Source organism: Grimontia sp. AD028 (assembly GCF_000973155.1).
In the GTDB taxonomy this organism is placed as follows: domain Bacteria; phylum Pseudomonadota; class Gammaproteobacteria; order Enterobacterales; family Vibrionaceae; genus Enterovibrio; species Enterovibrio indicus.
On the sequence record NZ_LASY01000102.1, the window covers coordinates 1 to 12,485 of the forward strand.

10 protein-coding genes and 1 tRNA gene are annotated in these 12,485 nt (G+C 48.9%); 8 read left to right on the plus strand and 3 right to left on the minus strand.

Annotated elements, in window-relative coordinates:
- Positions 1-323 precede the first annotated feature (323 nt).
- A complete protein-coding gene (tyrR, locus tag RN22_RS19630; protein WP_002539268.1) occupies positions 324-1,862 on the plus strand; it encodes a transcriptional regulator TyrR in 1,539 nt (512 codons plus the stop codon).
- A 17-nt stretch (positions 1,863-1,879) separates the two neighbouring features.
- Here tyrR and RN22_RS24870 read toward each other — a convergent pair whose 3' ends face one another.
- Positions 1,880-2,350 (minus strand): methylated-DNA--[protein]-cysteine S-methyltransferase, encoded by a 471-nt coding sequence (locus RN22_RS24870; protein ID WP_082111443.1) that lies wholly within the window; start codon positions 2,348-2,350, stop codon positions 1,880-1,882.
- A gap of 29 nt (positions 2,351-2,379) precedes the next feature.
- Between RN22_RS24870 and rimJ the strand changes: the two genes are divergently transcribed.
- Both rimJ and RN22_RS19645 read left to right on the plus strand, forming a co-directional pair.
- Positions 2,380-2,967, plus strand: a complete 588-nt coding sequence (gene rimJ, locus RN22_RS19640; protein WP_046306995.1) for a ribosomal protein S5-alanine N-acetyltransferase — start codon at positions 2,380-2,382, stop codon at positions 2,965-2,967.
- Positions 2,960-3,565, plus strand: coding sequence for an HD family hydrolase (locus RN22_RS19645; RefSeq protein WP_046306996.1), 606 nt, complete (start codon positions 2,960-2,962; stop codon positions 3,563-3,565). Before rimJ ends, RN22_RS19645 begins: the two co-directional genes overlap by 8 nt.
- Before the next feature lie 48 nt (positions 3,566-3,613).
- Here RN22_RS19645 and pyk read toward each other — a convergent pair whose 3' ends face one another.
- Together pyk and RN22_RS19655 are read right to left on the minus strand one after the other, a co-directional pair.
- Positions 3,614-5,059 carry a pyruvate kinase gene (pyk, locus tag RN22_RS19650; RefSeq protein ID WP_046306998.1) on the minus strand — a complete coding sequence of 482 codons (1,446 nt, stop codon included), beginning with the start codon at positions 5,057-5,059 and terminating at the stop codon, positions 3,614-3,616.
- Between the two features lie 132 nt (positions 5,060-5,191).
- Positions 5,192-6,046, minus strand: coding sequence for a MurR/RpiR family transcriptional regulator (locus RN22_RS19655; protein ID WP_002539273.1), 855 nt, complete (start codon positions 6,044-6,046; stop codon positions 5,192-5,194).
- Positions 6,047-6,362: 316 nt separating this feature from the next.
- Here RN22_RS19655 and RN22_RS19660 point away from each other — a divergent pair, with 316 nt between their 5' ends.
- From RN22_RS19660 to RN22_RS19680, 5 genes are all read left to right on the plus strand, one after another.
- Positions 6,363-7,199: an NAD-dependent epimerase/dehydratase family protein gene (locus RN22_RS19660; RefSeq protein ID WP_046307000.1), complete on the plus strand. Its 837-nt coding sequence runs from the start codon at positions 6,363-6,365 to the stop codon at positions 7,197-7,199.
- 539 nt (positions 7,200-7,738) lie between these two features.
- Complete coding sequence (locus tag RN22_RS19665; RefSeq protein ID WP_046307001.1) at positions 7,739-8,416, plus strand: TetR/AcrR family transcriptional regulator; 678 nt, start codon at positions 7,739-7,741, stop codon at positions 8,414-8,416.
- Between the two features lie 52 nt (positions 8,417-8,468).
- Positions 8,469-10,763: an acyl-CoA dehydrogenase gene (locus RN22_RS19670; RefSeq protein ID WP_046307002.1), complete on the plus strand. Its 2,295-nt coding sequence runs from the start codon at positions 8,469-8,471 to the stop codon at positions 10,761-10,763.
- Positions 10,764-10,916: 153 nt separating this feature from the next.
- Positions 10,917-12,119, plus strand: coding sequence for an enoyl-ACP reductase FabV (gene fabV / locus RN22_RS19675; RefSeq protein WP_002539280.1), 1,203 nt, complete (start codon positions 10,917-10,919; stop codon positions 12,117-12,119).
- 275 nt (positions 12,120-12,394) lie between these two features.
- Positions 12,395-12,468, plus strand: a tRNA-Cys gene (locus RN22_RS19680).
- Positions 12,469-12,485: the final 17 nt, after the last annotated feature.

A 12,485-nucleotide genomic window follows, 5' to 3' on the forward strand; every position in this document is an offset into this window, starting at 1 on the left:
AGCCTCTGCCTTGCACAAAATCCCCATATACTGCTGCAAAAAACATCACCAAAGGTCAACAGCCCCTAGCGCCATTGGCGCTGTTTTCCTTTTGCAGGGAGAGGATTAGCTCTCTCACGTTTTCATGGGCACCGCTTGACTCAATCGCTTGAGAGGCGCACACTCCTCTCACTGTCAACAATTCCTGACACTTTTTTATACAGTCAATTGAGCATGTCACGCTCTCAGGGATTATGAGGTTTTGCCTCAGAGACTTATCAAATCAACGTGGCTGACACCGAAATACAGGATGCTGTCAGCCCCACTGCATACAGGACACTACCGTGAGATTACAGGTCTTTTGCGAAGATCGACTTGGATTAACCCGTGAACTCCTCGACATTCTGGCGCGTCGCAACATTGACTTGCGTGGTATCGAAATCGACCAAGTTGGCATCATCTATCTCAACTGCCCCGAAATAGAATTCGAAGAGTTCAGGCAATTGATGTCCGAAATCCGTCTTATCAGCGGCGTGACTGATGTACGGAAAATTCAGTTCCTACCCGCTGAGCGTGAACACCGCGAGCTGCGAGCACTGCTCGAAACACTGAGCGACCCGGTTTTCTCCGTCAATCTTAGCGGTAAAGTCGACATGGCGAACAAGGCTGCATTGCGTCTGATGGGCAGTGAAGAATCTGACCTGATTGGCGAAACGGCCAACAGTGTGTTTCCTGATTTCAACTTCACCCATTGGCTGGAGCGCGACAACGCCGGTCAAATCCACCGTCAGGTTGTGCTTTCTGGCATGGATTACCTGATGGAAGTGATGCCGGTTTATGTCACTGACAGTGAAGATAAAGATGTGCTGGCCAGTGCGGTAATTCAGCTTAAACAAGTTTCAATGAACCACTTGCCAACCACCTTGTACCGCACGCCGGGTGAGCATGGTTTTGAGCATTTGGTCGGTCAATCCAGCAAGTTCCGCACTTTGGTGAATCAGGCGAAGAAGTTCGCGACGTTGGATGCGCCACTTCTGATTCAAGGGGAAACCGGCACAGGCAAAGAAATGCTGGCGAAAGCCTGCCACCAACGCTCTCACCGAGCTGAGCATCCGTTCCTGCTGGTGAACTGTGTTTCTATGCCGGACGATGCGGCTGAAACTGAGCTTTTTGGCTGTGCGCCAATGGAAGGACGAGAAGGCAAGAAAGGTCAGCTCGAGCAGGCTGATGGCGGAACTGTGTTCCTCTATGAAGTGGGTGAAATGAGTCAGCACCTGCAGATTAAACTGCTTCGATTTATGCAAGATGGCACTTTCCGCAGAGTGGGCGAAGAGAAAGAGATTAAGGTTGATGTGCGTGTGATTTGTTCAACGCAGAAAAATCTGTCTGAACGCGTCGCCGCAGGGCAATTCCGCGAAGATTTATATTATCGACTGAATGTTCTTTCTCTGACGGTGCCACCACTTCGTGAGCGCCCCTCTGATGTTCAACCGCTGGCAGAGCTGTTCCTGAATCAGTTTGCTGCTGAGTTGGGGCAAGAAAGACCCATGCTACAACAAGGCGTTTTGGAACTGCTGAACCAATACTCATGGCCGGGTAACGTCAGACAGCTTCGGAATGTGTTGTTCCGTGCGATGACGCAAATCGAAGAAGGGTGCCTGACCAAAGATGACATCCAGTTGCCAGAGACAGAACAAAGCGCGTTCTTAACGGAAGAAACGCTGGAAGGATCGCTGGACGACATCATGAAACGTTATGAGTCGGGGATCCTGTCGAACCTTTATCGCAGTTATCCTTCGACCCGAAAACTGGCCAAGCGTCTCAGCGTTTCCCATACCGCCGTCGCGAATAAACTTCGCGAGTACGGCATAGGCAAGAAGTAGAAAAAATGGCGACTGTATCAGTCGCCATTTTTTTCCATCGTCAGGAGCTTTTGCTTTATCTCCAGACCATAGCGATATCCTGTAAGCTCACCATCGCTGCCGATCACGCGGTGGCAGGGGATAACAAGGGGAATGGGATTCACATTGTTAGCCATTCCAACCGCTCGATAAGCCTTTGGATTGCCAATTTCCTTTGCAATGTCAGCATAAGACCTCGTTTCCCCATAAGGAATGCCACGAAGAATTTGCCAGACTTTGTGTTGGAATTCCGTGCCGTCGGGGGCGAGAGGGATATCGAATTGAGCACGTTCCCCGTTGAGGAATTCGAGAATTTGCTTCTTGTAAGGGGCGAGGTGCTTAGGGGAGTGCTTCCACTGTTTGCAGGATTCAACAGGATGATGAAGGCATAAGGTCAATTGTCTCAACCCTGACCCATCAGCCAGTAAGTGAATTTTCCCCAGCGGTGATTCAAAGCTATCGTAATACATAACAACGACACAGTTGGATAGGAGGCGAATTGTCAGTCGAAATTATAAACCCATTCCCGCAATTACGTATTGATAATCTTATCATTCGTGCGATCCAGAAGCCTGATATCCCACTTATCGTGAATTATTTTCAGGTTAATCGCCAATACTTAACACCTTGGGAGCCGTTGAGACCAGACAGCTTTTTCACTTATGAAGGTTGGGAACGGCGCATCATTCAACTAACCGAATTGCAACGTCATGGGCTGGCGTATTACTTCATGATTTTTGAAGAAGGAAGCGATGAAGTTTGCGGGGTGATCACTTACAACAACATCATGCAGTTCCCTTTTCACGCCTGTAATGTTGGCTATTCGCTGGCTGAGTCAGCGCAAGGGCGGGGTATTATGCGTCGGGCGCTCAAAGCGACCAACCAATGGCTGTTTGATAACCTCAACATGCACCGCGTGATGGCTTCTTACATGCCAAGAAACAAACGCAGTGAAGCTGTGCTTCAGGCCGCTGGATTCAAGAAAGAAGGTGAAGCCAAAGACTACCTCCTGATTAACGGGAATTGGGAAGATCATATCCTTACCTCTGTCATTAACACCAACTGGGTAGCGTCCACCAATGAATGAAACATCAGCATTTGAGAGGCTGGAAAAGCAACTTGCATTGATTGTCGAGATTGATCAACTCAAAGCCGTACTAAGACGAACCCGAATTAAAAGTGACAACGACCGTTTGGAAAACTCTGCTGAGCACAGTTGGCAGGTCGCTTTGATGGCACTGTTGTTGGAAGAGCATGCTAATGAGCCAGTAGACGTCGCGAAAGTGGTGAAAATGCTGCTGCTCCATGATGTGGTGGAAATCGATGCGGGAGATACCTTCGTTTACGATTTGGAAGCCGCGAAGCTTCAGCCTGAGAAAGAGTTGAAAGCGGCGAAGCGTATTTTCGGCATGCTGCCGGACGATCAGCGAGATGCGCTCATGGCCCTATGGTTAGAGTTTGAAGCAGGTGAAACGCCCGAAGCGCGGTATGGTAAGGCGCTGGACCGCATGTTGCCCATGTTGCTCAACTATCACAGTGACGGGCAAAGCTGGAAGGAGCATGGTGTGCGCTACGATCAGGCACTAAGCATTAACAGCAAGATTGGAAAAGGCTCTGCACTGCTGTGGGAAAAAGTACAAATGATGCTGAGTGAAGCTGTCGACAAAGGGTGGTTGAAAAAATAATCCCGGCAATCGCCGGGATTTCTCTGTTTGCAATGAACCAATTGCCCGTTAGGTCACTGTAATCATTCGCATGGTGTTGGTTGCGCCTACATAGCCCATCACATCACCTTGAGTGAAAATTACCACGTCCCAAGGCTTGAGATAGCCTTTCTCTTTCAGCAGAGCAATGGCTTTATGCGCCACTTCTGCGCCGGCACCGGTGTCACTTTCGAAATAGACCGGTGTCACGCCACGATAAAGCGCTGCTCTCGACAGCGTGGATTCATGTTGGGAAAGGGCAAAAATGGGTTTGCCCGAGCTGATACGAGACATCATTAGAGCTGTTTTGCCGGATTCTGTCAGAGAGACCATGGCTTTCACTTTCGGCATGTGGTTTGCTGCGTACATGGTTGCCATAGAAACCGTTTCTTCAATCAGTTCGAACTCTTTGTTTAAGCGGTGGTTGGAAACGTTAATTGATGGCATCTTCTCTGCGCCAATACAGACTTCGGCCATGGATTTCACGGTTTCCAGTGGGTAATCGCCCGCTGCGGTTTCAGCCGAAAGCATGACAGCATCGGTCCCATCCAGCACGGCATTTGCTACGTCCATGACTTCCGCCCGCGTTGGCATCGGGGCTTTGATCATCGATTCCATCATTTGAGTTGCGGTAATCACACAGCGGTTCATCGAGCGGGCGCGGCGGATAAGTTTCTTCTGCACACCCACGAGCTCTGGGTCACCGATCTCCACACCCAGATCGCCACGGGCCACCATGACGGCATCAGACGCTTCGATGATGTCATCAATATTCTCGTCTGTAGCGACGGTTTCCGCCCGCTCTACCTTGGCAACCAAACGGGTATCAAGGCCTGCATCACGCGCTAACGAACGGGCCAGACGCATGTCATCGCCGTTACGCGGGAAAGATATCGCCAGGTAGTCCACGTTGATTTTTGCAGCAGTGAGGATGTCCTGTTTATCTTTATCAGTCAGAGCGGGTGCTGACAAACCGCCCCCTTTTTTGTTGATGCCTTTGTTGTTGGAAAGGGGACCACCCACAGTGACTTCCGTGTGGATACAAGTACCGTCTACCGAAATGACTTTCAGCTGAACGCGTCCGTCATCCAGCAGCAAGATGTCATCTGGAACAACATCATTCGGTAGGTTCTTGTAATCGATACCGACGCGTTCTTTGTCACCTTTTCCCGGTTCTAGTGCAGCATCCAACACAAAGCGATCACCGACCGCCAGCTGAATTTTGCCATCCGCGAAGGTGGATACACGAATTTTTGGCCCTTGTAGATCACCGAGAATACCGACATGACGCCCGAGTTTCGCAGCGATAGCCCGAACCTTATTGGCTCGGTCGATGTGGTCTTCTGCGGTGCCGTGAGAGAAGTTCATCCTCACCACGTTAGCGCCGGCAGCGATGATTTGTTCCAGCATACCTTCCTTATCGGTAGCTGGGCCCAATGTAGTCACGATCTTTGTTCGACGTAATATCTCAGACATGAAAGTCTCCTGAGTAAAAATGCATACGAAAGAGCAATAAGGAATTATTGATATTTGTATTTATATAAAGAGTGTAGATGAGTGGGCGTAAGAGAAAGAAAAAGGGCAGACTTTGCGTCTGCCCTTAAAAGTTTATGTCAGTGATTCTTTGTTGAATCGAGAGTCCTTAATGGCCTCTTTCACACGTTTGAGGTTTTCGCGGAACCCTGGACCACGGCGCAGTGTGAAGCCTGTTGCCAGAACGTCAATCACGGTCATCTGAACCACACGGCTTGCCATCGGCATATAGATGTCAGTGTCTTCCGGCACATCCAGCGTAATGGTCAGCGAACAGACTTTGTCCAGCGGAGAGCCTTTCTCGGTAATACCGATCACGGTCGCGCCGTTTTCTTTGGCTAAAGTCGCAACGTCTACCAGCGATTTGGTTCGGCCAGTGTGTGAAATGACGACCACAACATCACCGTCTGTACAGTTAATGCAGCTCATGCGTTGCATGACAATGTCGTTGAAACAGACGATGGGAATGTTAAAGCGGAAGAATTTATTTTGCGCATCGTGGGCAACGGATGCGGAAGCGCCCAAGCCGAAGAAAGAAATTTTCTTAGCTTGAGTTAGCAAATCCACTGCGCGATTGATTTGGTGGGCGTCGATGCTGTTTTTCGCTACATCCAGGCATGCCATCGTCGATTCAAAGATCTTCGAGGTGTAAGCGTCGGCGCTGTCGTGCTCTTCAACATTACGGTTCACGTAAGGTGTACCGTTTGCCAGGCTTTGTGCCAGATGAAGTTTAAAATCAGGGAAGCCTTTCGTGTCTAGCCTGCGGCAGAAACGGTTTACTGTAGGCTCGCTGACATCAGCCATTTTGGCGAGTGTCGCGATGCTGGAATGAATAGCAGTCTGAGGAGAAGCGATGATCACTTCAGCGACTTTCCTTTCCGACTTACTAAAGTTTTCAATATTTTTTTGTATTTTTTCTAGGGTGTTCATTCAGATTACCGCGTTGCTTCCGCTGTCTGTTTTGTCAGTCTTTCCTGCCTAAAATCACTGGCGGTAAGGTCTGACGCTATTGGGTGAAATATTTCGACGTCCAACGATGTTATAGTCGAGTCTAACGGTTGGAGTCGTTTAATAACATTTTAACCAAAAAATACCTTCAAAAAATTTGTATTCATTCACGCTTTTAGTTGCTTAATTACACAATGCCGAAGCTTTTTTTCACCAAATGCGAAACGGGTTCGGTTTCTTGTGGCACGTCTCGAATGAATCAAGCGTAGAAATGAAAATGGCTTACAAGGAACTTTCGATGTCGAAACCATATAAAACAGTTTCAATAAGCGGATGTGGTTGGCTTGGTCTTCCTCTCGCGGAACATTTGCATCAAGTTGGATATTCGGTCACTGGTAGCAAACGTAGCGTTGCGTCTCTCAACGAATTGGAATTGAAGCACATCAATGGTGTGGTGTTCGATATATTTAGCGAGAAACACGACCCGTCATCACAACCTCTTTTTGAAAGCGATGTTTTTGTGGCCAACATTCCGCCCGGCAGACGAACAATCGATGGAAGTGTGTTCGTTAATGCCATGAAGAGAATGGTGGATGCCGCAAAGTCTGGCGGCGTGAAACAATTCATCTTTATCAGTACCTCTTCGGTCTACGGCAGTGTCACAGGGTTAGTCACAGAAAAAACAGTCTGTGAGCCCAACACAGAATCTGGGAAAGCCCATCGTGAGATTGAAGATTATGTATTCGCTGAGTTTGGTGATCGTGGCGTTGTGCTGAGACTGTCGGGCTTGATTGGTGATGAGCGTCATCCTGGAAAACATCTCGCGGGCAGAGAAAATGTCAGTGGAGGGTTGGATCCAGTAAACCTTGTTCATCGTGAAGATTGTATTCAGGCGGTCAGTGCCATTATTGCTCTGCAAATCGGTGGCGAAACTTTCCATCTCAGCGCCACCGATCATCCTACTCGTTCAGCATTTTACCGTTGGGCGGCTGCAGGACTGGGTTTGCAGGAACCGCAATTTATTGAAGACGGGGGTGAAGGGAAGGTGATAGTTGCTGATCACACGCTGCAAACGTTGGGTATGACGCTGAAGTATCCGTCGCCATTTGACATGCCATTGCCGACGTTGGGGTAAATGGCAGCATAAAAAAAGCCCGCTTCATCTGAAGCGGGCAACATAAATGTTTTTTAAGCAGGAGTAAGAAAAAGCAGCAGCATCTAGCGATAAGTTGGAAGTCATGTGTGGCGGCCAGCTATACATTAAAAAGGCACTTATCCGCTATCTACATACATTCAGACTGGGCCATTTTCATTTAGTTCAAAAAATTCGAAAAAAATTTTCTCTCTCCAAAATCCCCAATCTCTGACGCCAGACGAAAAAAAGCCCGTACTCAAAATCAGTGTACGGGCTCCAGAAGAATAAAAACTTCTAAGAAAAAGCAGTGGCATTATATGTGACCTGATGAAGTCCAGATTGTTCCCCAAAGAATCGATTTTTTTCTCACATTTGAGTGTGACTGAGTGCCGTTTCAGCGAATGGTATTAATTTACAGACGCTTACATCCAACAGATTTTTTTCGTGGCAAGGACAACTTTTTTGATGATTGTTTAGGGGTTGTTATTAATGCTAACGGGATGTAAAGTTAAACAAGTGTTTAATACAGGTGAATGAAAATGGCTGGGAAAGGCGAAACCAAAGGAAAAATTCTCGATGCTGCGGAGCAGTTATTTGCTGAGCATGGTTTCAAAGAGACCTCTCTTCGCACCATCACGAGCAAGGCTGGGGTAAACCTGGCGTCGGTCAATTATCACTTTGGTGATAAGAAGTCGCTTGTGCGTGCTGTCCTCGCCCGTTATCTCGAACAGTTTATGCCACAACTGGAGCAAGAGTTGAGGCTGCTTTTAGTGAAAGATGACATTTCAATGGAAGAAGTGTTCGCGTGTACCAAGCGTCCACTATTGGGGTTAGACACTTTCCGCCGCCATGGTGCTTCCACGTTTATGCAGCTTATCGGCCGCGGTTATACCGACGTTCAGGGCCACCTTCGCTGGTTTATTACCACCCGCTACGATGCTGTTTTAAAGCTTTTTACGCAAGCGGTGATAAAAGCCAACCCATCACTGAAACCTGAACATGTGTTTTGGCGACTTCACTTTACGCTGGGCGCGGTGATTTTCACCATGGCGTCTAACGTTGCACTAAGTGAAATCGCTGAGAATGACTTTGGTTCCAATGTGACGACTGAAGACATTCTCGACCGATTGATCCCTTATCTGGCAGCAGGTGTGGATGCACCGACCAGTCAGGAATTGTCTCTTGTGCCAAGCGGCGTGCCGCAAAGTGCAGGATAAAGCTTAAAAAATAATAAAAAATTAACGTGTTACAAATACAAGGATCTGAATCATGAGCTCTCAACCATCACTTAGAAGACGTTATTTAAGCGACCCTGCATTTAAGTTTTTCAAGAAGGTTCTTCCGCCGCTGTCTGAGACAGAACGTGAGGCGATGGAAGCTGGCAGTGTGTGGTGGGATGGCGAACTGTTCGCCGGTAATCCCGACTGGCGTAAGTTGCTGCAGTATCCAAAACCACGTTTAACTGACGAAGAAAAAGCGTTCATGGAAAACCAGCTAGAAGAACTGCTGGGGATGCTGGATGACTTTGAAATCGTTCAGGAGCGCAAAGACTTACCGCCTGAAGTGTGGGAGTTCCTGAAGAAGGAAAAATTCTTCTCGCTGATCATTCCAAAAGAGTACGGCGGTCTCGAATTCTCTGCCTATGCGAACTCGACCATTGTTTCACGCATCGCCACGCGAAGCTTGAGTGCAGCGGTGACTGTGATGGTACCAAACTCTCTGGGCCCAGGTGAGCTACTGACTCACTACGGCACTGAGGAACAAAAGAACTACTGGTTGCCTCGTTTGGCAAACGGTCAGGATGTCCCATGTTTTGCGTTGACTGGCCCTGAAGCGGGCTCAGATGCGGGCTCTATCCCGGATAAAGGCATCGTATGTATGGGTGAGCACGAAGGTAAAGAAGTGCTGGGTATCCGCCTTACGTGGAACAAACGCTACATTACGCTAGCGCCAGTCGCCTCTGTGCTTGGTCTTGCCTTTAAATTGCATGACCCTGAAGGTCTGTTAGGCGACAAAGAACAACTCGGTATCACCTGTGCGTTGATTCCCGCGGATCACGAAGGTGTTGAGATTGGTGAGCGTCACAACCCGCTGGGCTTGTCGTTCATGAATGGCCCAACGCGTGGTCAGGATGTATTCATTCCAATGGAGTGGGTCATCGGCGGTCAGGACTACGTGGGTCGAGGCTGGCGTATGTTGGTGGAATGTCTCTCAGCAGGTCGTGGTATTTCACTGCCTGCACTGGGCACCGCAGTCGGTCACCTGACGGCACGCACGACAGGTGCTTATGCTTATGTTCGTAAGCAGTTTGGTATGCACATCGGTAAATTTGAAGGTGTGGGCGAGGCGATGGGACGCATTGGTGGTTACACCTACATGCTTGAGGCCGCGCGCACACTGACCACGACTTCTCTGGATATGCATGAGAAGCCGGGTATTGTGACCGCCATTGCCAAATACCACATGACTGAACTGGCGCGCACCATCCTGAATGATTCGATGGATATTCATGCCGGCCGTGCAATCCAGTTGGGGCCTTTGAATTATGTTGGTCACCACTACTTTGGTATGCCTGTGGCAATCACAGTAGAAGGGGCAAACATTCTGACCCGTAACCTGATGATCTTCGGACAGGGTGCGACACGTTGTCACCCATACGTGCTGAAAGAAATGGAAGCGGCGGCAGAGCAAGATGAAGCAAAAGGTGCAGAAGCGTTTGATTCGCTGCTGATCAAACACATAGGTTTTGCCACTAAGAACGTGCTGATGTCTTTCACCAATGCATTCACTCGCTCAAGCTTTAACAAATCACCGGTATCGGGCGAAACGGCGGCTTACTATCGTCAACTGTCCCGTATGAGTCGTGCGTTGGCAGTTACAGCCGACGTTGCCATGTTAACGCTGGGTGGTGAACTCAAACGCCGTGAAATGCTATCAGCCCGCTTGGGTGATGTACTGAGTCACCTATATTTGGCTTCTGCAGTATTGAAGCGCTACGAAGATGAAGGTCGTCAGCAAGCTGACCTACCATTCGTTCACTACTCACTGCAACACTGCTTGAACAAGTGTGCGGAAGCGTTTGACGGCGCGTTCAACAACTTCCCGCAGAAAGGTGTTGGCTTCTCACTGCGTGCGATTTTGTTCCCACTGGGCATGCACTACAAAGCGCCATCAGACAAACTGGCAACGCAAATTGCTGATTTGCTGATGACTCCAGGTGCACACCGCGAGCGCCTGACGCACCTTTGTTATGTCGGCGACAAAGCAACTGACCCGGTAGGTATCATGGAGCGCGCTTTCGAAGCCATGGTGGCGGTTAAGCCGCTTGAGAAGAAAATGGCAGTTGCGGCAAAAGCGAAGAAAATCCCTGCGAAAGGTTTACTGTCCGAGCGTTTGGATGCTGCTCTTGAGCAGAATGTTCTGACCCAAGAAGAAGTCGACCAAATCAAACACGCGGATGGGCTGCGCTACGAAGCGATCCAGGTGGATAACTTTGACCCTTCATGGTTCAAGTCAGAATCTGAGTCTGCACCGGCTAGCTCGAAGAAAGGTAAAGCTGCATAACAGCAGATTTGTTCTCAAAAACGCCGCAACTGCGGCGTTTTTTCTTGCTAACACCTCCAACCACTACCCGAAATCGGGGTTTTGCGACAAAAACAAGTGCCAAAACAAGATGAAGTATTTATCCTAAGCCCAACTTTGAAAGGAAGGTTGAATATGATCATCAAACCTAAAATTCGCGGATTTATCTGTACGACTACCCATCCAAAAGGATGTGAAGCTAACGTAAAAGAGCAAATCGAATACACCAAAGCCCAAGGCCCAATTGCTAACGCACCAAAACGTGTACTGGTAGTAGGTTCATCTAGCGGCTATGGCCTGTCATCGCGCATTGCTGCTGCGTTTGGCGGCGGTGCAGCGACCATCGGTGTGTTCTTCGAAAAGCCAGGCACGGAGAAAAAGCCGGGCACAGCGGGTTGGTACAACTCTGCGGCATTCGACAAATTCGCCAAGGAAGAAGGTCTTTACTCAAAGAGCCTGAACGGCGATGCATTCTCTGATGAAGCGAAAAAGAAAGCGATCGAACTGATTAAAGAAGATCTTGGTCAGGTTGATATGGTGGTTTACTCATTGGCTTCTCCAGTTCGTAAACTGCCAAAAACGGGCGAAGTGGTTCGTTCATCACTGAAGCCAATTGGTGATGTTTACACTTCTACAGCAGTAGACACCAACAAAGACCAAATCATCGAAGCCAGTGTTGAGCCTGCAACTGAGCAGGAAATCAAAGACACGGTTACCGTAATGGGTGGCGAAGACTGGGAACTGTGGATTCAAGCTCTGTCTGACGCAGGCGTGCTGGCTGACGGTTGTAAGACCGTAGCTTACAGTTACATCGGTACTGAGCTGACTTGGCCAATCTACTGGGACGGCGCATTGGGTCGTGCGAAGATGGACTTGGATCGCGCAGCAGCGGCACTGAACGACAAGCTTTCTGCGACTGGCGGTACTGCAAACGTAGCGGTACTGAAATCGGTTGTGACTCAAGCGAGCTCAGCGATTCCAGTGATGCCTTTGTACATCGCTATGGTGTTCAAGAAAATGCGCGCTGAAGGCGTTCACGAAGGCTGTATGGAACAAATCTACCGCATGTTCAGCCAGCGCCTTTACAAGGCTGATGGTTCAGCAGCAGAAGTAGACGATAAAAACCGTCTGCGTTTGGATGACTGGGAACTGCGTGATGACATCCAGCAACACTGTCGTGACCTGTGGCCACAAATCACTTCAGAGAACCTGAAAGAGCTGACAGACTACGTGGAATACAAAGAAGAATTCCTGAAACTGTTCGGCTTCGGTGTTGAAGGCGTGGATTACGACGCTGACGTTAACCCAGAAGTGGATTTTGACGTTCAGGCTATCTAATCAGCCACCTGAATTTGAACAAAATGAAGCCAGCGATCATTCGCTGGCTTTTTCCTTTGAGCGTTTGCAAGCCGCGTTACATAAGGGCTGCGATGAAAAATGCCAGAGATTTTTGCTAAAAGTTTGATCAATGTGGCTGATATTTATCAGATTTGCTCGATAAAGAAGCAAACAAACCAAAACGCCGAAATTAGTGCGTGACAGCCCAAAAAACTTATGTAGAATGCCAACCCGTACCGCAGAGGAAGGCAACTTACTGAAGCGGGACAAACGAAGGCGCGTTGGCAGAGTGGCTATGCAGCGGATTGCAAATCCGTGGACCTCGGTTCGACTCCGGGACGCGCCTCCATGATGCGACACTAGCTC